This window comes from Halomonas sp. ABH4_019, assembly GCF_056159885.1.
Genome location: NZ_JBSWWC010000001.1, coordinates 43,825 through 65,533, shown reverse-complemented (window position 1 = coordinate 65,533; position 21,709 = coordinate 43,825). Strand labels below are relative to the sequence as shown.

22 protein-coding genes and 1 tRNA gene are annotated in these 21,709 nt (G+C 70.3%); 10 read left to right on the top strand and 13 right to left on the bottom strand.

The genetic code is table 11. The features are described from left to right. Window positions 1-194: 194 nt before the first annotated feature. Window positions 195-1,382: an acetyl-CoA C-acyltransferase gene (locus tag ACXAFN_RS00310; RefSeq protein WP_474985212.1), complete on the bottom strand. Its 1,188-nt coding sequence runs from the start codon at window positions 1,380-1,382 to the stop codon at window positions 195-197. Window positions 1,383-1,511: 129 nt separating this feature from the next. On the opposite strand from ACXAFN_RS00310, the gene ACXAFN_RS00305 reads away from it, so the two are divergent. From ACXAFN_RS00305 to ACXAFN_RS00285, 5 genes are all read left to right on the top strand, one after another. Next, on the top strand, window positions 1,512-2,081 hold the full coding sequence (locus ACXAFN_RS00305) for a TetR/AcrR family transcriptional regulator (RefSeq protein WP_474985210.1): 570 nt from the start codon (window positions 1,512-1,514) through the stop codon (window positions 2,079-2,081). A gap of 241 nt (window positions 2,082-2,322) precedes the next feature. Further along, on the top strand, window positions 2,323-3,993 hold the full coding sequence (locus ACXAFN_RS00300; protein ID WP_474985208.1) for an AMP-binding protein: 1,671 nt from the start codon (window positions 2,323-2,325) through the stop codon (window positions 3,991-3,993). A 16-nt stretch (window positions 3,994-4,009) separates the two neighbouring features. Further along, window positions 4,010-4,777, top strand: a complete 768-nt coding sequence (locus ACXAFN_RS00295) for an SDR family NAD(P)-dependent oxidoreductase (protein WP_474985206.1) — start codon at window positions 4,010-4,012, stop codon at window positions 4,775-4,777. Window positions 4,778-5,096: 319 nt separating this feature from the next. After that, window positions 5,097-6,920 carry an acyl-CoA dehydrogenase C-terminal domain-containing protein gene (locus ACXAFN_RS00290; RefSeq protein ID WP_474985204.1) on the top strand — a complete coding sequence of 608 codons (1,824 nt, stop codon included), beginning with the start codon at window positions 5,097-5,099 and terminating at the stop codon, window positions 6,918-6,920. Window positions 6,921-7,107: 187 nt separating this feature from the next. Next, window positions 7,108-7,725, top strand: a complete 618-nt coding sequence (locus ACXAFN_RS00285) for a glutathione S-transferase family protein (protein ID WP_474985202.1) — start codon at window positions 7,108-7,110, stop codon at window positions 7,723-7,725. A 21-nt stretch (window positions 7,726-7,746) separates the two neighbouring features. Here the strand turns inward: ACXAFN_RS00285 and ACXAFN_RS00280 are convergent, their stop codons facing one another. From ACXAFN_RS00280 to bioB, 9 genes are all read right to left on the bottom strand, one after another. Further along, window positions 7,747-8,295, bottom strand: a complete 549-nt coding sequence (locus ACXAFN_RS00280) for a thioredoxin family protein (protein WP_474985200.1) — start codon at window positions 8,293-8,295, stop codon at window positions 7,747-7,749. A gap of 64 nt (window positions 8,296-8,359) precedes the next feature. Then, entirely contained in the window at window positions 8,360-8,656 is a 297-nt protein-coding gene (locus ACXAFN_RS00275) for a winged helix-turn-helix domain-containing protein (RefSeq protein WP_474985198.1), read from the bottom strand. A gap of 70 nt (window positions 8,657-8,726) precedes the next feature. Beyond that, window positions 8,727-9,998: an adenosylmethionine--8-amino-7-oxononanoate transaminase gene (bioA, locus tag ACXAFN_RS00270; RefSeq protein ID WP_474985197.1), complete on the bottom strand. Its 1,272-nt coding sequence runs from the start codon at window positions 9,996-9,998 to the stop codon at window positions 8,727-8,729. A gap of 102 nt (window positions 9,999-10,100) precedes the next feature. After that, window positions 10,101-10,185: transfer RNA gene (locus ACXAFN_RS00265), tRNA-Leu, on the bottom strand. A 44-nt stretch (window positions 10,186-10,229) separates the two neighbouring features. After that, window positions 10,230-10,961, bottom strand: a complete 732-nt coding sequence (gene bioD, locus ACXAFN_RS00260; protein WP_474985195.1) for a dethiobiotin synthase — start codon at window positions 10,959-10,961, stop codon at window positions 10,230-10,232. 1 nt (window position 10,962) lies between these two features. Further along, window positions 10,963-11,778, bottom strand: a complete 816-nt coding sequence (locus tag ACXAFN_RS00255) for a methyltransferase domain-containing protein (RefSeq protein ID WP_474985193.1) — start codon at window positions 11,776-11,778, stop codon at window positions 10,963-10,965. Next, window positions 11,775-12,545, bottom strand: a complete 771-nt coding sequence (locus ACXAFN_RS00250) for an alpha/beta fold hydrolase (protein ID WP_474985191.1) — start codon at window positions 12,543-12,545, stop codon at window positions 11,775-11,777. Before ACXAFN_RS00250 ends, ACXAFN_RS00255 begins: the two co-directional genes overlap by 4 nt. Continuing rightward, on the bottom strand, window positions 12,542-13,693 hold the full coding sequence (gene bioF / locus ACXAFN_RS00245) for an 8-amino-7-oxononanoate synthase (RefSeq protein ID WP_474985189.1): 1,152 nt from the start codon (window positions 13,691-13,693) through the stop codon (window positions 12,542-12,544). The genes ACXAFN_RS00250 and bioF overlap by 4 nt, the downstream gene beginning before the upstream one ends. A 4-nt stretch (window positions 13,694-13,697) precedes the next feature. Continuing rightward, entirely contained in the window at window positions 13,698-14,795 is a 1,098-nt protein-coding gene (gene bioB, locus ACXAFN_RS00240) for a biotin synthase BioB (protein ID WP_474985187.1), read from the bottom strand. Window positions 14,796-14,865: 70 nt separating this feature from the next. Between bioB and ACXAFN_RS00235 the strand changes: the two genes are divergently transcribed. Then, window positions 14,866-15,588, top strand: coding sequence for a double zinc ribbon domain-containing protein (locus ACXAFN_RS00235; protein ID WP_474985185.1), 723 nt, complete (start codon window positions 14,866-14,868; stop codon window positions 15,586-15,588). 23 nt (window positions 15,589-15,611) lie between these two features. Here ACXAFN_RS00235 and ACXAFN_RS00230 read toward each other — a convergent pair whose 3' ends face one another. Together ACXAFN_RS00230 and ACXAFN_RS00225 are read right to left on the bottom strand one after the other, a co-directional pair. Beyond that, on the bottom strand, window positions 15,612-16,304 hold the full coding sequence (locus ACXAFN_RS00230; protein ID WP_474985184.1) for a glutathione S-transferase family protein: 693 nt from the start codon (window positions 16,302-16,304) through the stop codon (window positions 15,612-15,614). Window positions 16,305-16,338: 34 nt separating this feature from the next. Beyond that, window positions 16,339-16,980: a LysE family translocator gene (locus ACXAFN_RS00225; RefSeq protein ID WP_474985182.1), complete on the bottom strand. Its 642-nt coding sequence runs from the start codon at window positions 16,978-16,980 to the stop codon at window positions 16,339-16,341. Between the two features lie 235 nt (window positions 16,981-17,215). Between ACXAFN_RS00225 and ACXAFN_RS00220 the strand changes: the two genes are divergently transcribed. Further along, window positions 17,216-18,199, top strand: a complete 984-nt coding sequence (locus ACXAFN_RS00220; RefSeq protein WP_474985180.1) for a serine/threonine protein kinase — start codon at window positions 17,216-17,218, stop codon at window positions 18,197-18,199. Between the two features lie 48 nt (window positions 18,200-18,247). Here the strand turns inward: ACXAFN_RS00220 and ACXAFN_RS00215 are convergent, their stop codons facing one another. Beyond that, on the bottom strand, window positions 18,248-18,778 hold the full coding sequence (locus ACXAFN_RS00215) for a hypothetical protein (protein WP_474985178.1): 531 nt from the start codon (window positions 18,776-18,778) through the stop codon (window positions 18,248-18,250). Between the two features lie 282 nt (window positions 18,779-19,060). On the opposite strand from ACXAFN_RS00215, the gene folE reads away from it, so the two are divergent. From folE to ACXAFN_RS00200, 3 genes are all read left to right on the top strand, one after another. After that, window positions 19,061-19,618 (top strand): GTP cyclohydrolase I FolE, encoded by a 558-nt coding sequence (gene folE / locus ACXAFN_RS00210; RefSeq protein WP_474985177.1) that lies wholly within the window; start codon window positions 19,061-19,063, stop codon window positions 19,616-19,618. Window positions 19,619-19,628: 10 nt separating this feature from the next. Then, window positions 19,629-20,039 (top strand): dihydroneopterin triphosphate 2'-epimerase, encoded by a 411-nt coding sequence (gene folX / locus ACXAFN_RS00205; RefSeq protein WP_474985175.1) that lies wholly within the window; start codon window positions 19,629-19,631, stop codon window positions 20,037-20,039. A gap of 96 nt (window positions 20,040-20,135) precedes the next feature. Further along, on the top strand, window positions 20,136-21,596 hold the full coding sequence (locus tag ACXAFN_RS00200; protein WP_474985173.1) for an NAD-dependent succinate-semialdehyde dehydrogenase: 1,461 nt from the start codon (window positions 20,136-20,138) through the stop codon (window positions 21,594-21,596). Window positions 21,597-21,709 lie beyond the last annotated feature (113 nt).

Genomic DNA, 21,709 nt, shown 5'->3' with positions numbered 1-21,709 from the left:
CAGGAATCCGCGAAGCGAGGCTGGAGCGACCATCCTATGAGCCATGGCTCATATTAGCCAGCCGGCCCGGCAGTGAGGCGCGAGGCGAGGCCTCCGTGCCAGGAGGCCGACCGCCAAGGGGCAAGACGGCGAGGAAGAGGGCGAGGCTGGCGACGCGGCATGCCAGCACCCGGCCCCTTCCACCGCGGTCGGCGTCAGTCGACCAGCTCGATGGCCACCGCCGTGGCCTCGCCGCCGCCGATGCACAGACTGGCGATGCCGCGCTTGCCGCCCCGGGTGCGCAGGGCGTGAATCAGGGTGGCGATGATGCGCGAGCCGGTGGAGCCGATGGGGTGGCCCTGGGCGCAGGCGCCGCCGAAGACGTTGACCTTGTCGTGGGGCAGGCCCAGGTCGTCCATGGCGATCAGGGTGACCACGGCGAAGGCCTCGTTGATCTCGAACAGGTCGACGTCGGCCACGCCCCAGCCGAGCTTGGTCATCAGCTTCTCGATGGCGCCGACCGGGGCGATGGTGAACTCGCTGGGATGCCGCGAGTGGGTGCTGTGGCCCAGCATGCGGGCGATGGGCCTGGCGCCTGCGCGGTCCGCCGCGGCCCGACTGGCCAGGATCAGCGCCGAGGCGCCGTCGGAGATGGAGCTCGAGTTGGCAGCGGTGATGGTCCCGTCCTTGGCGAAGGCCGGGCGCAGCGAGCGGATCTTGTCGAGCTTGGCCTGGAAGGGCTGCTCGTCGCGCTCGACGAGGGTATCGCCGTGTCGGCCGGGGACCGTGACCGGGGCCATCTCGGCATCCAGGTGGCCGGCGTTGGTGGCGGTCATGGCCCGCTCGAGGGAGGCGATGGCGAAGTCGTCCAGGCGCTCGCGGGAATAGTCCCGGGCGCTGGCCACCTGCTGGGCGAAGCCGCCCATCAGCTGCCCCGTCTCGGCGTCCTCGAGGCCGTCCAGGAACATGTGATCCTTGAGTTCGCCGTGGCCCAGTCGGTAGCCGCCGCGTGCCTTGGTCAACACGTGAGGCGCGTTGGACATCGATTCCATGCCGCCGGCCAGCAGGATGTCGCCACTGCCGGCGCGGATCAGGTCATGGGCCAGCATGGTGGCCTTCATGCCGGAGCCGCACAGCTTGTTGACGGTGGTGGCGCCGATGGCGTCGGGGATGCCGGCCTGGCGCATGGCCTGGCGGGCCGGGCCCTGCTTGACGCCGGCGGGTAGCACGCAGCCCAGGATGCCCTCGTCGATGGCATCGGCCTCGATGCCGGCGCGCTCGATGGCGGCGCGGATCGCCGTGGCGGCGAGCTCGGGGGCGGCGAGGCCGGACAGGCTGCCCAGCAGGCCGCCCATGGGCGTGCGGGTGGCGGAGAGGAAGACGATGTCTTGGGAATCGCTCATGGGGGGTCTCCCGACGTCGAGGGTTGTGATTGTGAGGCGCCAAGCCGGGCGGCGCGTTGACCTGCCGGCGGGGCTATGGTTCTCTCGGGGGCAACCAAGCAAGCGCTAGTGTAAACGTCGATGAATGTAATGAATGACTCGCCGCGCCGCAAGGAGCTTACGCGCCAGGCCGCCCAGCTGTTCGTCCAGGAGGGCTTCGACCGTACCACGGTACGCATGCTGGCCCAGGAAATGGGTATCAAGTCGGGTAGCCTCTTCCATCACTTCCGCGACAAGCAGGAGATCCTCGCCGCGGTGATCGAGGAGGGCACCGAGAACGCCCTGAGCATCGCCCGTGCGGCCCTCGATGATTGCGACAGCGACCCGGAAGCGAGGTTGCACGCCATGGCCCGGGCCCACCTGGAAACCCTGCTCACCGACCGCAACGCCCACGTGGTGGCGCTCTACGAGTGGCGCCGCCTGGACGGCGAGGCCCGCGCCCATCTCAGCCATCTGCGCGATGCCTACGAAGCCCTGTGGGAGGCGGTCATCGACGAGGCCCTGGCCGCCGGCCTGATCCAGGGCGACCGCTTTTTGGTGTCGCGCTTCGTGATGGGCGCGCTCAACTGGACCGTGCGCTGGTACGATCCCGCCGGTGCGCGCAGCCCGGACGACCTGGCCCGCGAGCTCATCGCCATGCTGCTGATGCCCCGCCGCTGATCCCCCCGTGTCGCCCGTCGTCCGGCGGGCTCGACCATCGTCTAGTCGCCTTCAACCCCTTTACGCCTTGCCCCGTCGCCGGGAAGTCTCTAGCTTGACCCTAGCGCTTGCTAGGGTAACGTTTACGTCAACGGCATATTGGCGTGGTCGCTATCCGGCACGGAGCGCGCCGGCAGACGGCCGAGCGCCGACAACAAGCACAACAGGCCCCGTCACGGGGCCGTCAGCCAGAGGGCAGCCCATGAGCACAACAGCGACGCTTTCCGACTACGCGGCCTATCTCGACGACTTCTCCGTGGAGGCGGTGGTCGACCGCCTCGACGATCACCGCGATGGCCGGCTCAACGCCTTCGAGGCCTGCTGTGGCCGCCACCTGCGCGAGGGTCGCGGCGAGGTGCCGGCCCTGGTGCAGGAGGATGCCGAGGGTCGGGTGACCACCCTGACCTACGCCGAGCTGGCCGCCCAGAGCGAGAGGCTCGCCGGCTGGCTCGAGCGCCGTGGCCTGGGGGAGGGCGATCGCATCGCCTGCATGCTGCCGCGCTCGCCGCAGCTGCTGATCGCGGTGCTCGCCAGCTGGCGCATCGGAGCGGTCTACCAGCCGCTGTTCACCGCCTTCGGCCCGGACTCGGTGGAGTACCGCCTGGGCCGTGCCGATACCCGGCTGGTGATCACCGATCACGCCAACCGCGGCAAGTTCGACGGCCTGGCCGGCTGCCCACCGGTGCTCGCCGTGGGTGGCCCCGATGGCGATCACGGCGATGACCTGGACTGGGCCGAGGCCCTGGCCGGGGCGCCCATCGTCACCGCCCCGCCGCGCCAGTCGCCGGACGCCCCCTTCCTGCAGATGTTCACCTCCGGCACGGTGGGCAAGCCCAAGGGCGTGGCCGTGCCGCTCGCGGCGCTGCCGGCCTTCGCCCTCTACATGGAGCTGGCCATCGGCCTCGAGCCCAGCGACCGCTTCTGGAACATGGCCGATCCGGGCTGGGCCTACGGGCTCTACTACGCCATCGCCGGACCGCTGCTGCTGGGCGTGACCACCCACTTCTGCGAGGCCGGCTTCAGCGCCGAGGGGGCCCTGGCCTTCATGAAGCGCCACCGCATCACCAACTTCGCCGCCGCGCCCACCGCCTATCGTCTGATGAAGGCCTCGGGCCTGTTCGACGACGCCCACGAGACCCTCGAGCTGCGGCGGGCCAGCTCCGCCGGCGAGCCGCTCAACACCGAGGTGGTGACCTGGGTGGAGAGCGCGCTGGGCTGTCCGGTGATGGACCACTACGGCCAGACCGAGACCGGCATGACCTGCTGCAACCATCATGCCCTCGAGCATCCCAAGCACGTCGGCGGCATGGGCGTGCCGATGCCGGGCTATCGCCTGGCGATCCTCGACGCCGAGTATCGCGAGCTGCCCCCCGGCGAGCCCGGCGTGCTGGCGGTGGATATCGCCCGCTCTCCGGCCCACTTCTTCCCCGGCTACACTTGGCAGGAGAAGCATCCCTTCGCCGAGGGCTACTACCTCACCGGCGACGTGGTGATGCGCAACGAGGACGGCACCTTCCAGTTCGCCGGCCGCGACGACGACATCATCACCACCGCCGGCTATCGGGTGGGGCCCACCGACGTGGAGAATTCCGTGCTCACCCATGCCGCCGTGGCCGAGTCCGCCGCCGTCGGCCAGCCCGACGAGATCCGCGGCGAGATCATCAAGTCCTACGTGGTGCTGCGCGAGGGCTTCGAGCCGAGCGAGTCGCTGGCCGACGAGATCCGCCAGCAGGTACGCGAGCGCCTCTCGACCCACGCCTTCCCGCGGGAGATCGAGTTCGTCGATGCCCTGCCCAAGACCCCCAGCGGCAAGATCCAGCGCTTCAAGCTGCGCGCGGATGCCGCCGACAAGGCGGCGACGGCCGCCCCCTGACCCTGGAGAGTTTTCGATGCAAGTGAAGGACAATGCCTTTCTGATCACCGGCGCCGCCTCCGGACTGGGAGCGGCCACCGCCGAGCGCCTGGTGGCCGCCGGCGGCCGGGTGGTGCTGTGCGACCTCAGCGAGGCCGTCGAGGCCCATGCCGAGCGCCTGGGCGAGGCGGCGCGCGCGGTGCGCGGCGACGTCACCTCGGCCGACGACATCCAGGCCGCGGTGGATGCCGCCGTGGCCCTGGGGGGCGAGCGGGGCCTGGCCGGGGTGGTGCACTGCGCCGGCGTGGTCAGCGTGGCCAAGCTGCTCGACCGCGAGGGCAACCCCGCCGACCTCGAGGCCTATGCGCGCACCGTGCAGATCAACCTGGTGGGCACCTTCAACGTCATGCGCCTGGTCTCGGCCGCCATGGCCGGGAACGCGCCGGGCGAGGATGGCGAGCGTGGGGTGATCATCAATACCGCCTCGGTGGCGGCCTTCGACGGCCAGGTGGGGCAGTGTGCCTACAGCGCCTCCAAGGCCGGGGTGGTGGGCATGAGCCTGCCGGCGGCCCGGGAGCTGTCGCGCCACGGTATCCGCGTGATGGCCATCGCCCCGGGAGTATTCGAGACGCCGATGATGAGCGACATCCCCGAGGATGCCGTGGCGGCGTTGTCGGCGGCGGTGCCGTTTCCCAAGCGGCTGGGGCGGCCGGACGAGTACGCCCGGCTGGCCGAGCAGATCGTCACCAATCCCATGCTCAACGGCGAGGTGATCCGCCTGGACGGCGGCATCCGCATGCAATGACCCGGCGTCGCCCTGAGTGATAAGCCGTCAGCCATAAGCTGGAAGCGCAACATCCTCGAGAAAGCCTCGAGGGTGTTGCTCGCCCGACAGGCGAGCCACTCCCTGCTCACGCCTCACGCCTCACGCCTCACGCCTCACGCCTCACGCCTCACGCCTCACGCCTCACGCCTCACGCCTCACGCCTCACGCCTCACGCCTTCGCTCTAAAACGAACGCTTGACTGCCCTTTCGCGCGGGCGTAATTTCAAACATGTGTTTGATTGTGGCCTCGGTCGTGTTCCTGCGCCCGATGTCAGGCGACCCTTAGTGGAGAGACGAGATGCCCGATTACCAGGCCCCGCTGCGCGACATGCGTTTCGTGATGGAAGAGCTGCTGGACTACCCGACCCACTATGCGGGGCTGCCCGGTGGCGAGGAAGCCACCCCGGACGTGGTGGCGGCGATCCTCGAGGAGGGCGGGCGCTTCGCCCGGGAGGTACTGTTGCCGCTGAACCAGAGCGGCGACCGCGAGGGCTGTTTGCTGGAGGGCGGCGAGGTCAAGACGCCGCGCGGCTTCAAGGCCGCCTACCGGCAGTACGTCGAGGGCGGCTGGCCGGGCCTGGCGGCGTCTCCCGAGCACGGTGGCCAGGGCCTGCCGCCCTCGCTGTCCATGGTGCTGTCGGAGATGATCTGTTCGGCCAACCTGGCCTGGGGCATGTACCCGGGGCTCTCCCACGGGGCCGCCGATGCCCTGCGCCACCACGGCAGCGCGGCCTTGCAGGCCACCTATCTCTCGAAGCTGGTGGAGGGCACCTGGACCGGCACCATGTGCCTGACCGAGCCCCACTGCGGCACCGATCTCGGCCTGATCAAGACCCGGGCGGTGCCCAACGACGATGGCAGTTACGCCGTGACGGGGACGAAGATCTTTATCTCCGCCGGCGAGCATGACCTGGCCGAGAACATCGTCCACCTGGTGCTGGCCAAGCTGCCGGACGCCCCCGAGGGGTCCAAGGGCATCTCGCTGTTCGTGGTGCCGAAGCACTTGCCGGAGTACCTGCCCGAGGCCGGTGGCGCGCCGGGCGAGCGCAACGGGGTGAGCTGCGGCTCGCTGGAACACAAGATGGGGATCCACGGCAACGCCACCTGCGTGATGAACTTCGATGGCGCCAGGGGCTTCCTGGTGGGGCAGCCCCACCGCGGGCTCGCGTGCATGTTCACGATGATGAACGCCGCGCGCATCGGGGTAGGCATCCAGGGGTTGGGGCTCGCCGAGGCCAGTTTCCAGAACGCCCTGGCCTACGCCCGGGATCGGCTGCAGATGCGTGCCCTCTCCGGTGCCAAGGCCGCGGACAGGCCCGCCGACCCGATCATCGTGCACCCGGACGTGCGTCGCATGCTGCTGACCCAGAAGGCCTTCGCCGAAGGCGGCCGGATGCTCACGCTCTACACGGCGCAACTGGTCGACGTGGTCGAGCACGGCGAGGACGTGGCCGAGCGCGAGCGCGCCGACACGCTGCTCGGCCTGCTCACGCCCATCGTCAAGGCGTTTCTCACCGAGGTCGGCTTCGAGGCCACCAACGAGGGCGTGCAGGTATTCGGGGGCCATGGATTCATCCAGGAATGGGGCATGGAGCAGCTGGTGCGCGATGCCCGCATCACCCGGCTCTACGAGGGCACCACCGGGATCCAGGCCCTGGATCTGCTGGGCCGCAAGGTGCTGATGAGCCAGGGCGAGACCCTCAAGGTCTTCACCAAGGAGATCCACAAGTTCTGCGAGGCCGAGCAGGCTACCCCGGGGCTGGCGGAGTTCGTCCGGCCGCTGGCCAAGCTCAATGCCGAGTGGGGCGAGCTGACCATGGGGATCGGCATGAAGGCCATGAGCGATCGCGAGGAAGTGGGGGCGGCCAGCGTCGACTACCTGATGTACGCGGGCTACGTGACATTGGCCTACCTGTTCGCCCGTGCCGTCAAGCAGGCGCGCGCGGCGCTCGACGCCGGCACCGAGGAGCCGGCCTTCTACCGGGCCAAGATCGATACTGCACGCTTCTACTTCGAGCGGCTGCTGCCGCGGACCCGCGGCCACAAGCAGGCTGCCGAGGCGGGGGCGGATTCGCTGATGGCGATCTCCGCCGAGGATTTCGGCCTCGGTTTCGAGATCTGATCGCGACCTCGGGCGAGGCGTGCCGCGGTGGGCCTCGCTCCGCCGCTCCTCGACATGCGCGGGCGCGGCTCGTGAGACGCGGGCCCGGCGGCGACGGCCGCCGTGGCCCCGTGACGACGCTGAAACGCGCCGAATATGGCCGCGGCGACTATCCTGAGGGTCCGTCCCCCTGGCGAGGTCGTTCGAGATGGAATCGACGCTGGTCTTCTATACCCACCCCTTGTCGCGGGGCGCCATCGTGCACTGGATGCTCGAGGAGCTCGGCGTGCCCTATCGCCGTGAGGTGCTCGACTACGGCGCCGCCATGAAGGCCCCGGACTACCTGGCGATCAATCCGATGGGCAAGGTGCCGGCCCTTCGTCATGGTGAGGTCGTGGTCACCGAGGCCGCGGCGATCTGTGCCTATCTCGCCGATGCCTTCCCCGAGGCGGGCCTGGCCCCGGCCCCCGAGCAGCGCGGCGCCTACTACCGCTGGCTGTTCTTCGCCGCCGGCCCCGTGGAGGCGGCGCTCTCCCTGCAGGACTGCGGGTTCTCGCCGACGGCGGAGCAGCAGATGCGACTGGGCTTCGGCAGCGTCGAGGCGGTCATCGAGACCCTGGCCTCGGCGGTCGCCGGGCGTCGCCATCTGGCGGGAGATGCCTTCAGCGCGGCGGACGTCTATGTCGGTTCGCACATCGGCTGGGGCATGGAGGTCGGCACCTTGCCCAGGCGCCCGGAGTTCGAGGCCTACTGGGCCGGCCTGTGCGACCGGCCGGCGCGCCTGCGCTGCCAGGCCGTCATCGACGAGGCCATGGGTGACGGCTGAGCCGAGGCGTCGGGCCCGCCGTCATTTCCATTTGATGTTGCAGCCGATGGACGGTTGCTGGTCCGGCGACGGTGCGCTCCCGGCCAGCACGGCATCGATGGCGGCGCAGAGGTCCTCGCCGGTCACCGGACCTTCCTTCCCGGGGCGGCTGGCGTCGAACTGGCCGCGGTAGGCGAGCCGGTGATCGCGGTCGAACAGGAAGAAGTCCGGGGTGCAGGCGGCCTGGAAGGCCCGGGCGACCTCCTGAGTCTCATCGACCAGGTAGGGGAAGGTGTAGCCTCTCGATCGGGCCTCCGCCAGCATCATCTCGGGGCGATCCTCCGGATGGCGCCGATAGTCGTTGCTGTTGATGCCCACCACCGCCAGGCCCTTTGCCTGGGACTCCCGGGCGACGTTGGCCAGGACGTCCGCCAGGTGCTTGACGAAGGGGCAGTGGTTGCACATGAAGACCACCAGCAGCGGCCGGTCGGGAAAGTCGTCGCTACCCGTCACCCGGCCCTCGGCATCGGGCAGGCGGAAGGAGGGCAGGGGGCTGCCCAGATCGATCATGGTAGAAGGCGTCAGCGCCATGGGACCTCCATTGCGTCGGTGGTGTGTTCAGCCTGGCAGGGGGCGGGGCTCGGCCGTCGAGGGACTATTCATCATAGCCCAGCGCCACGCGCAGCCGGTCGGCGTGGGCAGCCACCCAGTCCGGATCGATGGGGCCCCAGTCGCGGATCACGTAGTGGCCGACGTTGTGGCGCTGGCCGGGTTCGGCCTCGAACTCGCAGCGAACGTCCAGTTCGGCCAGGGCGGTGATGGTGTCCTGGGCGGTGCGACGGGGCATGCCGGTGGCGCGCATGATCGCCGGCACGCTGGCGGTACCGTCGGCGACCAGGTAGGCCACGTAGAGGCGTCGGTAGAAGCTGGCTTGGGTCTTGCTCAGGGGCATCGGGGCGTCTCCGGGTTTTGCCCCAGGCTGACACGGCGCCGGGGCCTGTACCAGCCCCGGCGCCCGACGATCAGCCCTGCCGGAACCAGCCCTTCATGGTGCCGGTGATGAGTCGCAGGTCGTCTTCCGCGGTGATGTAGGCGGGCATGGTGTAGAGCCAGCGGCCGAAGGAGCGCAGCCACACGCCCTGGCGGCGGGCGAAGTCGGCGACGCCGTCGAGCGAGTCGGCGTCGTGGACCTCGATCACCGCGGTGGCGCCGAGCACGCGCACGTCGGCCACCTCCGGGTGGGCGCGCAGCGCCTCATCGTCCGCCAGCTCCTCGCGCAGCACGCCGTTGAGCGCCTGGATGCGGCCCAGGTAGTCGTCTTCCTCGAACACCGCCAGGCTCTCCAGCGCCACGCGGCAGGCCAGCGGGTTGCCCATGAAGGTGGGCCCGTGCATAAAGGCATGTTCGGGACTATCCCCGATGAACGCCGAATGCACCCGATCGGTGGCCAGCGTCGCCGCATGGCCCAGATAGCCGCCGGTCAGCCCCTTGGAGAGCACCATGATGTCCGGCGTGACGTCGGCGTGGTCGGCGGCGAACATCCTGCCGGTGCGGCCGAAGCCGGTGGCCACCTCGTCGAAGATCAGCAGCACGTCGAACTCGTCGCACAGTTCGCGGGCGCCGCGCAGGTAGTGGGGCGAGGTCATGTTGAGCCCGCCGGCGGCCTGCAGCAGCGGCTCCATGAGCAGGGCGCCGATCTCGTCGTGATGGGCTTCCAGTACGGCGCGCAGGGCGTCGAGGTCGGCCTGCACCTCCTCCCGACTGGCGTCGAAGCCGGCGGTGGGCGCCGGGGCGAAATGGTGCCGGGGCAAAAAGCCGGTGAACAGCGAATGCATGCCTTCCTCCGGGTCGCACACCGCCATGCAGCCGGCGGTGTCGCCGTGGTAGGCCTTCATCAGCGTCAGCATGCGGTGCTTGGCCGGCTGGCCGCGCAGGTAGTGGTACTGCACGGCCATCTTCATGGCCACTTCCATGCCCACCGAGCCGCTGTCGGAGAAGAACACGTGGTTCAGGCCTTCCGGCGTGACGCGCACCAGTTCCCGGGCGAGGCGGTCGGCGGGCTCGTGGGTGAGTCCGCCGAGCATCACGTGACACAGCTCGTCGGCCTGGCGCTGGATGGCCCCGACCAGCCGCGGATGACGATAGCCATGGATCATGCACCACCAGGAGCAGGTGGCGTCGAGCAGCGACTCGCCGGTGTCCAGGGTGAAGCGCGGGCCCTCGCCGCCGACCACCTTGGGTGACGGGGCCTGGGTCTTGAGGTGGGCATAGGGGTGCCAGACGGGGGAGCTCATCTCGGCCTCCGTTGCTGCGGGTGGGAGTGATACGGGCGCGGCGAATCGCCCCGCGACGCTTGGCAAAGGCGGGTGCTCGGTTTCGAGAAGGCGCTGATTGGATGGTGCGGATGGGGAGACTTGAACTCCCACGCCCGAAGGCACCAGAACCTAAATCTGGCGTGTCTACCAATTCCACCACATCCGCACGGGTAGGCAGGCGTCCACATTTTACGGACGGCCCCGCGCAAGTCAATCCGCATCCGGCGCCTCCCGCCTCGCGTCGAGGGGAGCGGGAAGGGCCAGGTAGTCGGCCGCGGCTTCGGCCCTGCTGTTCGGGGTCTCGGCCCCCAGGCGCGGCACGATGCCGAGGCAGGGGGCGTCCAGGGTGCGCGCCAGCGTCGCCAGGTTGTCGCGATAGCAGGCGTCGTCGGCAGAGAAGTCGGGGTCGATCAGGTTGCCGACCCAGCCGGCCAGGCGCAGGCCGTCGGCGCGAATCGCCTCGGCGCTGAGCCGGGCGTGGTTCAGGCAGCCGAGCTTGAGGCCGACCACCAGGATCACCGGCAGCTCGAGGCGTACCGCCAGGCCGGCGAGGTCCTCGTCGTCGTTGAGCGGCACTCGCCAGCCGCCGGCGCCCTCGATCAGCGTCAGGCCGCGCCGCTCGGCCAGCGGGGCGGCGACGCGTGCGGCCAGGGCGTCGACGGTCGGCCGCTCGCCGATCTGCTTGGCTGCCAGGTGGGGGGCGATGGGCGGCGCGTAGGTGTAGGGATTGATGACGGCGTAGGGCGTGGCCGGCTCGCTCTGGGCCTGCAGGGTCAGGGCATCGATGTTGCGCAGCCCCTCGGCGGTCGACTCGCAGCCGGAGGCCACGGGCTTGAGCCCCAGGGTGGTCAGGCCTCGGCGGCGGGCCTGGGCCAGCAGGCCGCTGGCGACGAGGGTCTTGCCGGCGTCGGTGTCGGTGCCGGTCACGAAGTAGGCGGTCATCTCAGCGTTCCAGCTCCAGCGTCAGCAGGTGATAGGAGACGGGCAGGCCGTGCTCGGTGCGCAGGGCTTCGAAGCGACGGGCGGCGCGGGCCACGTCGGCGCGCGAGAGCCGTGCGCCGTCGCGCGCTACCTGGGCACCCACGCCCTTGATGGAGGCCATCACCGCGGACAGGTCGGGGTAGTGGAAGCGCTCGAGGCGCTCTGTGACCTCGACGCGGCGGAAGCCGGCCTGGTAGGCGGCTCGGCGATGGCGGGCGGCGTCGCGGAAGCCGAGCAGGGCGGCGGGGCGCGCCCAGGCCTGGCCGACCTCGGCCAGCGTGCCCGGCGCCAGGGTGTTGATCAGCGCGCGACCGCCGGGGCGTAGCACCCGGACGAGTTCGGCGAGCACCGCGTCCAGGTCCGGACACCACTGGATGGCCAGGTTGGAGGCCACCAGGTCGAGGCTTGCGCTCGGCAGCGGCAGCTCGGCGGCGTCGGCGCACAGCCAGCCGATGGCCTCGCCGTGGCGGCGGCTGGCCTCGGTCAGCATGCCGGGTGCCAGGTCGAGGCCGTGGATCGAGGTGTCATCGCCATCGCCATCAACATAGCGCCGCGCCAGCTCGGCGGTCATGTCGCCGGGGCCGCAGCCCAGGTCCAGCACGGCACCGGCACGGTGGGGCAGTCGCTCGAGTAGCCGCTCGGCCATGGCCTGCTGGGCCTGGGCGCGTTCGCGATAGTGGGGCGCGGCCCGGGAGAAGGCGTGGGCGACCCGGGCGCGCCAGTCGCGATCCTGGTCGCCGTCAGTCGCGTTGAGGTCGCGACTCGGCAGGGCGGTCATGGCATGGGCTCCTGGATGGTCTCGGCCCTGGCCTCGGACAGCGTCGTGTGCTCGGGTGCCGCCGCCATGGCGGCCAGCGCTCGGGCGAGCCGAGCCGGCTGGCTGAGCAGCGGGCAGTGGCCGGCCTCGGGCAGTCGCAGGTCGGCCCGCTCGCGCACCGCCGGGGCCAGCAGCGGGTCGGCCTCGCCGGCCAGGCGATGCACCGGACAGGGTGGTGCTTCGAGGCGCTCGGTGTTGTCGAGCCCGGCGAGCTGGGCGAGGCCCGCGGTCAGGGTCGCGGTGTCGGCGCTGGCCTCATTGCCCAGCAGGCCACGCAGCCGGCGATGGGCGGCCCGGGGCGACGGCTCGCCGCCGAGCTGCCAGCGCAGGAAATGGGCGTGGGTGCCCGCCGGATCGCGGCGGAAGGCCTTGCGAAACTGGGCCAGGGCGGCGCGGCTGACGCCCTCGGGATGCGGGAAGCGCTCGCCCATGCCCAGCAGCACCAGGGCGCGGGGTGTGGGCAGCCGGTCGAGCAGGGCGCCGGCCAGCAGGCCGCCCAGCGACCAGCCGACCCAGGCGGCGTCGCTCGGCAGCTCACTGGCCATGGTCTCGGCCAGGGCCTCCAGCGAGGTGGGGTCGTCGAGTGCCGCTCGCTCGCCGTAGCCCGGCCAGTCCGGCGCGGAGACCTCGAGCCCGCTCGGCCAGTGGCCGTCGAGCGCCTGCCAGATTCGGGCGTCGCAGCCCCAGCCGCTGAGCAGCACCAGCTTGCGCGTCGGTGATTGGCTCATGCGGCCTCCTCCCGCTGGCAGGCGGCCAGTCCGTCGAGCAGGGCGTCCAGGGCGTCGTCGTCGTGGGCGGCGGAGAGCGTGATACGCAGCCGCGCCTCGCCTTTCGGCACCGTCGGGGCGCGGATGGCGCCGACCCGCAGGCCGGCGTCGCCGAGCCGGGCGGCCCAACGCAGCGTGCGCGCGTTGTCGCCGAGGCGCAGCGGCTGAATCGGCGTGGACGATTCGTCCAGTTCGAGGCCGAGGGTGGCGGCCTCGCGGCGGAAGCGCGCGATGCGCTCATGCAGCCGGGCGCGGCGCTCGGGTTCGGCCTCGAGCACGTCGAGGGCGGCCAGGGTCGCCGCCGCCACGCCGGGGGGCTGGGCGGTGGTGTAGACGTAGGGCCGGGCGAACTGCACGAGATGCTCGATCAGCGCCTCGTCGCCGGCCACGAAGGCGCCGGCGCTGCCCAGCGCCTTGCCCAGGGTGCCGACCAGCACCGGCACGTCATCGACGCCGTGGGCCCGGCCGGCGCAGCCGTCGCCGGCCTCGCCGAGCACGCCCAGGCCGTGGGCGTCGTCGATCATCAGCCAGGCGTCGTGGCGGCGTGCGGTGGCGGCGAGCCCCGCCACGTCGGCCACGTCGCCGTCCATGCTGAATACGCCGTCGCTGACCACCAGCGCCGGCGCATCGCCAGTGGCGCGAGCCAGCAGGCGCTCGAGGTCATCGAGGTCGCGGTGGTGGAAGCGCCGCGAGGGGGCGCCGGCGAGCCGCGCGCCGTCGATCAGCGAGGCGTGGTTGAGGCGGTCCTGGAAGACCGGTGTATGGCGATCGCACAGCGCCTGCAGCACGCCCAGGTTGGCCATGTAACCGGTGGAGAACAGCAGCGCCCGGGGGCGGCCGGTGAGCGCGGCGAGGCGCCGCTCCAGCGCCTCGTGAATCTCCTGATGGCCGCACACCAGATGCGAGGCCCGGCCGCCGGCGCCGAAGCGCCGTGCGCCCTCGGCCTGGGCCTCGGCGAGGCGCGGGTCGCGGGCCAGGCCGAGATAGTCGTTGCCGGCGAAGTCGCGCCGGCCGTCCTCCCGCCCCACGGTGGGGCGGGCGCGCCACAGCCCCTCGGCGCGGCGGGCCTCGGCCCGCTCGGCCAGGCGACGCGACCAGGTCTCGGCCATGGGATCAGGCCCCGGTGGCGTCGTAGAACATCGCGTCGTCCTTACGCTCGCGCATGGCGGCTTCCAGGGCGGCCTCGGTCTTCTCGTCGTCGGCGCAAGTCTCGCGCTGCTCCGGGTGCAGGCCGAGCTTGTCGAACAGCGCCCGGTCGCGCTCGACCTGGGGATTGCCGGTGGTCAGCAGGGTGTCGCCGTAGAAGATCGAGTTGGCACCGGCCAGGAAGGCCATGGCCTGGGTGGACTCGTCCATCTGCTCGCGGCCGGCGGACAGGCGCACGTGGCTGTTGGGCATCAGGATGCGGGCCACGGCGATGGCGCGGATGAACTCCAGCGGGTCCATGTCCTCGACGTTTTCCATCGGGGTGCCCGGCACCTTGACCAGCATGTTGATCGGCACCGACTCGGGATGCGGCTCCAGGCGCACCAGCTGCTGGAGCAGGGCGGCGCGGTCGCGGGGCGCCTCGCCCATGCCCAGGATGCCGCCGGAGCAGACCTTCATGCCCGCCTCGCGCACGTTGGAAAGCGTCTCCAGGCGATCGGCGTAGGTGCGGGTGGTGATGATCTCGCCGTAGTAGTCCGGCGAGGTGTCGAGGTTATGGTTGTAGTAGTCGAGCCCGGCCTCGGACAGGCGCTTGGCCTGATCGACGTCGACCATGCCCAGCGTCATGCAGGTCTCGAGCCCCAGCGCCTTGACCCGGCTGACCATCTCCATCACCACCTGCAGGTCCTTCTCGCGCGGGCTGCGCCAGGCGGCGCCCATGCAGAAGCGGCTGGCGCCGGCTTCCTTGGCGGCCTTGGCCTGGTCCACCACCTTCTCGATCTCGAGCAGCTTCTCCTTGCCGAGCCCGGTGTTGTAGTGGCCGGACTGCGGGCAGTACTTGCAGTCTTCCGGGCAGGCGCCGGTCTTGATCGACAGCAGGGTGGAGACCTGCACGGCGTTGGGATCGAAGTGCGCGCGGTGGACCTGCTGGGCGCGGAACAGCAGGTCGTTGAAGGGCAGCGCGAACAGCGCCTCGATTTCCTCGAGGGACCAGTCGTGGCGAAGCGCCGGGCGGGTGGCTAGGGTCAGATCAACCGGGGCGTTGTCGCGGGGTTGGGCAGGCATGGGAGGCTCGCTTATGGTCAACTTTGCTCGAGTATGGCGGTTGACCGACAGGGTACGGGGACGAGGCGGCATGTCAACCTTTCGCTATCGCGAGGTTGACGGTTGGCTGCGCCGGGTGCTGCCGGGGCGTTGCGTGTTCTGCCTGGCGGCCTGTCCCGTCGTGCGGCCCTGGTGCCCGGCCTGCCAGGCGGCGCTACCCTGGAACCGGTCGGCCTGTTCGATCTGCGCCGAGCCGCTGCCGGCCTCGGTCGGTCCACGACCCTGCGGCCACTGCCTGCGCCGCCCGCCGGCCTTCGACCGGGCGCGGGTGCCGCTGCGCTACGAGGCCGAGGTGGTCGGGCTGATGCAGCGCTTCAAGTTCCACGCCTCGCCGCGGGCCGGCACGGTGCTGCTGGCGCTGCTGGAAGAGGGTTTGCAAGAGGGGTTGGCCGGCGTCGCGCCGCCCCAGGCGCTGGTGGCGGTGCCGCTGCATCCGCGCCGGGCCCGTGAGCGCGGCTTCGATCAGGGACGCTGGCTGGCCGAACGCTTGGCGGCGAGACTCGAGGTGCCGCTCATCATGGGCCGGAGGCGGAAGGACACCCCGACCCAGCGGGGCCTCGATCGTCGTGGGCGGCGGGGCAACCTGCGCGGGGCCTTCGAGGTCGCGGCACCGCTACCGCCTCGGGTGGCGCTGCTCGACGACGTCATGACCACCGGCGCGACCCTCGACGCCCTGGCCCGGGCCTGCCGCCGGGCGGGCGCCGTGGAGGTCGAGGCCTGGGCGATCGCGCGCACGCCGCTGGAGCACGGGTGAGCGTGGCGGCCTCGGCGGCGGAGTCAGGCCGTGGAGGCGTGGCGGTGATCGGCCAGCCGCTCGCCGGCGGCCAGGGTCTCGCGCTCGTGGGGTTCGTCCCGCCAGGGCTCGGCGAGGGCGGCTCGGTACCAGTCCCGCATGCCGGGCAGGGCCAGCAGCCGCTCGACGTAGCCGCGTGCGGCCGCGTCGAGGGGCAGATCGAAGCCCTGCACGCGAAAGGCGACCGGGGCGAAGAAGGCGTCCACCGTGGTGAAGGCCGGGCCGGCCAGGAAGGGGCCGCCGAATCTCTCCAGCCCCTGCGCCCAGAGCTCTTCCAGGCGCGCCAGGTCCTGTCTCAGCGGTTCGGAAGGCGTCGTGAGCCGCACGCGCAGCCCGCAGTTCATGGGGCACTCGTCTCGCAGTGCCTTGAAGCCGGAGTGCATCTCGGCGCAGGCCGACCGCGCCCAGGCCCGAGCCCCACGGTCCTCGGGCCAGACGCCGTCATGCTCCTCGGCCAAGTATTCGACGATGGCCAGGGAGTCCCAGACGGCTCGCTCGCCGTCGACCAGGCAGGGCACCTGGCCGGTGGGCGAGAAGGCGCGAAACGAGGCCCAGCTCGAGCCGTCCTCGAAGGGCGTCAGTCGCTCCTCGAAGGCGATGCCGAGCTCGCGCATGAGCAGCCAGGGGCGCAGCGACCAGGACGAGTAGTTCTTGTTGGCGATATGCAGTCGATACACGGCATCAGGCCTCTTCGGGGGGAACGGGATGTGCTCAGGGCGACGTGGCGATCAGCGAGCCGCCCGAGACCATGAACAGGCCGCCGGTGGCGCGATGAAAGCCCCGGGCCCGGCGCGGGTGTTGGAACCAGCGCCCCAGGCCCGAGCCCATGGCGGCGTAGAGCGACATCAGGGTGAGGTCGACCACCGCCCAGGTGGCGGCGAGGATGGCGAACTGCACGAGCCGGGGTTCGCCCACGTCGATGAAGTTGGGGAACAGGGCGGCGAAGAACAGCAGGTCCTTGGGGTTGCTGATGCCGACCAGGAAACCCTGGCGCAACAGCCGGATGGTGGAGGTGTTCGCGGATGGGAGCGCCTCGGCGGTGTCCGGTGCCTGCAGCGGAGAGGCATCGCCGGCGCGGCGCCAGGCCTGGAGGCCGAGGATCACGAGATAGGAGCCTCCGACGAGCTTCAGCACGTGGAAGGCGGTCTCCGAAGCGGCCAGGATGGCGCCGAGGCCCAGCGACGACAGTACCATCAGTGCCAGGGAGGCCAGGGTGCCGCCCGCCACGGTGGCCGTGGCGCGGCGTTGTCCGAAGCGCAGGCCGTGGCTGGTGCAGAGCAGGGCCACCGGCCCGGGGAAGATGATCAGTGCGACGATCACGCCGAGGTAGGTGATCCAGATCAGCAGTTCCATGGCGTGTCTCCGGCCGCGACGTCCGTGAAGTGCATCGGGCCCCGTGCCGATGAATGCACTAGCATAGGGCAGGCGCGGCGACGATTTCCAGCCGCTTTCCTGACCGGCGTCACCCGCGGCGAGGGGCGCCGGGCACGGGTCGTAGAGAAGGGAGGCCTGTCGATGGATCCGCCCCGAGCAGCCGCCCGGAGGATGGCTTTGTTACCATGGGGCTTTGCCTGCGACGAGAACGCCCATGTCCGATGCGATTCATCCCTTCGCCCGCCTCGAGCCCGCCCGCGTGGTGGCGGCGGTGGAATCCCTGGGCTTCTGGCTGCCCGGCGAGCCCTTCGCGCTCAACAGCTACGAGAACCGGGTCTACCTGGTGCACGATGACGAGCGCCGCCGCTGGGTCGTGAAGTTCTACCGCCCCGGGCGCTGGAGCGACGCCCAGATCCAGGAGGAGCACGACTTCCTGGCCGAGCTCACGGAGGCCGAGGTGGCGGTGGCCGCGCCCTGGCGAGACGCGGCGGGCAGGAGCCTGCACCGCCACGACGACTTCCGCTTCGCGCTCTTTCCCCACCTGCCCGGCCAGGCCCCGGAGCTCGACCATCCCGAGCACCTGTTCGCCCTCGGCGAGGTCATCGGGGCGACCCATGCGGTGGGGGCGCGCCGTCCCTTCGTGCACCGGCGCACCCTGGTGGCGCGAAAGATGGCTGAGGAGGCCGTCGAGACCGTGTTGGCGAGCCACTGGCTGTCGGATCGTCAGCACCGCGCCTACCGACGCATCGGCGAGGCGCTGGCGGCAGCGCTGGCCGAGCGGGACTGGCCGGCGCATCAGCTGCGGGTCCAGGGGGATTGCCATCTGGGCAACATGCTGGGGCGCGACGAGCGCTTCGCGCTGGTGGACTTCGACGACTGCCTGATGGGGCCGGCGGTGCAGGACCTGTGGATGCTGATCACCGCCGAGGACGAGGGCGAGCGCCAGATGCAGCTCTCCGAGGTGATCGAGGGCTACGAGCAGCATCGCGACTTCGACCGGGGCGAGCTGGCGCTGGTGGAGCCGCTGCGCGCGCTGCGCCTGCTGCGCCACAGCGCCTGGCTGGTGGCGCGCTGGGAGGATCCGGCCTTCCCGGTGGCGTTTCCGTGGCTGGCCGATGCCGGCTACTGGGACACCCACCTTCGCGAGCTGGAGCAGCAGCGCCAGGTACTGGACGACGGCCCCAGGTGGCTGGCCTGACATGCCGCGACACCCGGGCTTGGCCGGCGGGCCGAAGCGCCGCAGGCGTCACTGACCGGCGGCGTCTCCCTCGACGGCCGGTGCGCCGTGCCGGCGGCGTTGCTCGTTGAGCTCCGCCGAGGGGTTGGCCTGCTGCTTCAGGCTCAGCGGCCGGGTCAGCGTCAGCAGGAAGGTATCGGCCGGCGTCAGGCGGCAGCGGCTTGCCTGGCAGGCGGCGATGCCCACTTCGCCGTCTGTGTCGTAGGCGCTGGCGCCGAGCTCGCCGGTGAAGACGGCACTGTCAGCGCCTCGGGTCTCGATGCAGGTCAGGGCGCTGGCGGTGAGGCGCAGGCGCTCGCCGTCGCGCCGGGCATCGCCGGTGATGACGCAGTAGTCGGGCAGTCGATGGCTGCCGGCGCCGTCGCCGACCGGGCGCATTACCAGGTCGTGGCGGATCGGGGTGTCGGCATCGAGGACCAGGTCGTCGACCACGGCCATCGATACGCGGGCGTCGGCAGGCAGGGACAGGGTATCCCCCAGCGCCAGGCTTGGCAGCACGAGAGTGGTCGCCAGCAGCAGCAGGGTCGGTGTCTTGATCATGTCGGCGGTCGTGGTGTCGGTGGGCGCGGGGCGACGGCCACACTTTATCACAGTCCCCGGTCCGCGTTCCGGTGGGCGCCCCAGGCCGACCGGCTCGCCGTCGCGGGAGGCCGTGACGGTGGCGGCATGGCACTGCGTCGGGCCGCGGCATGCGATAGAATCATGGCCATTCCTGCCTCGTATATTGTACAAATACGAGATGTTGCATAGTTTATGTATAAGGGTGTGTGGCCGGGGAGTTCGCCGCCACACCGCCACCAAGACACTGCATGGGGCCTGACCATGACCGAACAGCTCGCCGACCACTATCGCCACATCATCGAGGAGATCGGGGAAAACCCCGATCGTGAAGGGCTTCGCGACACGCCCAAGCGGGCCGCCAAGGCCATGCAGTTCCTTAACCGCGGCTATCACCAGTCGCTCGAGGAGATCGTCAACGGTGCGGTGTTCGCCTCGGACACCGACGAGATGGTGCTGGTCAAGGACATCGAGCTCTACTCGATGTGTGAGCATCACCTGCTGCCGTTCATCGGCAAGTGCCATATCGCCTACCTGCCGCGGGGCAAGGTGCTGGGGCTGTCCAAGTTCGCGCGCATCGTCGACATGTATGCGCGACGCATGCAGATCCAGGAGAACCTCACCCGCCAGATCGCCGAGGCGGTGCAGCGGGTCACCGAGGCTCGGGGCGTGGCGGTGGTCATCGAGGCACGCCACCTGTGCATGATGATGCGCGGCGTGGAGAAGCAGAACTCCAGCATGACCTCCTCGGTGATGCTCGGTGCCTTCCGCGAGTTGCAGAGCACCCGCCAGGAGTTCCTGACCCTGGTCCACGGCCGCTGAGGAGACCGAGATGCCATTGCATGCACTGGGCGACGAACACCTCGACCATGATCTGGCGACGATCCGCATCAAGGACCTGCGCCTGCGGACCCATGTTGGGATCAAGGAGGAGGAGATCCAGAATCGCCAGGACGTGGTGATCAATGCGGTGATTCGCTACCGTGCCGACAAGGCCGTGGCGTTCAATCGCATCGAGCAGGCGCTGAACTACCGCACCATCACCAAGCAGGTCATCGCCCATGTCGAGGACAACCGCTTCCTGCTGCTCGAGCGCATGACCCGCGAGGTGCTCGACCTGATCATGAGCTTCGAGCAGGTGCTCGCCGCCCAGGTCGAGATCGACAAGCCCCATGCCCTGCGCTTCGCCGATTCGGTGTCGATCACTCTGTCCGATTCCCGGGAGGCCCGTCGCGGGGCCTGACCCTGCCTCCCGCATGAGCGGTTGGCGTGTCGGGGGGCTTGCGCTTAGCATGAGGAACATCCCCATTGAAGTGCGCCCACACGCCAGGAGTCGACCATGGAATCCCTGAAGGAAACCCAGCTCTACTGTCCGTTCGCCTATATCGACGGGAGTTGGGTCGCCGCGGACAGCGGCGAACAGATCGATGTGCTGAACCCGGCCACCGGCGAGACGATGGGCAACGTGCCGCGGCTGGGCCGTGCCGAGACCGAGCGGGCCATCGATGCCGCCGACGCCGCCCTGCCGGCCTGGCGGGCGCTGACCGCCCAGGAGCGGGCCGATATCCTGATGAAGTGGCACGACCTGATGCTCGAGCATCAGGATGATCTGGCCATGATCATGACCCACGAGCAGGGCAAGCCGCTGGCGGAGGCCGCCGGCGAGATCGCCTACGCGGCGAGCTTCCTGCGCTGGTTCGCCGAGGAGGCGCGTCGGGTCTACGGCGAGACGGTGCCTCCCGCCAAGCCCCATCAGCGCATCGTCGTCACCAAGCAGCCGATCGGTGTGGTCGGTGCCATCACACCGTGGAACTTCCCGGCGGCGATGATCACCCGCAAGGCCGGCGCCGCCCTGGCCGCGGGCTGCACCTTCGTGGTCAAGCCGGCCAGCCAGACGCCGTTCTCCGCCACCGCCCTGGCGCTGCTGGCCGAGCGTGCCGGGGTGCCGCGCGGGGTGTTCAACGTGGTGCCCGGCCGCGCCGCGGAGATCGCCGCGGCGCTCACCGAATCGCCGCAGGTGCGCAAGATCACCTTCACCGGTTCCACCGAGGTGGGGCGCGAGTTGATGAGCCAGGCCTCGCGCCACGTGCAGAAGATCTCGCTGGAGCTCGGCGGCAACGCGCCCTTCATCGTCTTCGAGGATGCCGACCTGGACGCCGCCGTGGAGGGGGCCATGGCCGCCAAGTTCCGCAATGCCGGCCAGACCTGCGTGTGCACCAATCGTTTCCTGGTGCAGTCCAGCGTGGTCAACGCCTTCTGCGAGAAGCTCGCCGTGGCGATGAACAGCGAGCTCAAGGTGGGCAAGGGCACCGAGGGCGGCATCAACATCGGCCCCTTGATCGACGACAAGGCGGTGACCAAGGTCTCCGAGCACGTCCAGGACGCCGTGGACCACGGCGCGGAGCTGCTGCTGGGCGGCCATCCGCACCCGCTGGGCGGCAACTTCTTCACGCCGACGCTGATCAGCGATGCCAACGACACCATGAAGGTGGCCACCGAGGAGACCTTCGGGCCGCTGGCCGCGGTGTTCCCCTTCGAGGACGAGGAAGACGCCGTGCGCATGGCCAACGACACCGAATTCGGCCTGGCCTCCTACTTCTATTCCCGCGACCTGGGACGCGTCTGGCGAGTGGCCGATGCCCTGGAGTACGGCATGGTGGGCATCAACACCGGGCTGATCTCCAACGCCGCCGCGCCCTTCGGCGGGGTCAAGGCCTCGGGGCTCGGCCGCGAGGGCGGCCACCAGGGCATCGAGGAGTTCCTCGAGACCAAGTACCTGTGTATCGACCTCGGCGACTAACGCTGGACGCCTGAAGAGCGCGGCTTCGCGGCTGGAAGCGGTAAGAACAACACCCCGTCGAGGAGACTCGACGGGGTGTTGTTCTATGACTGACTCGCGAAAACCGCTGGACG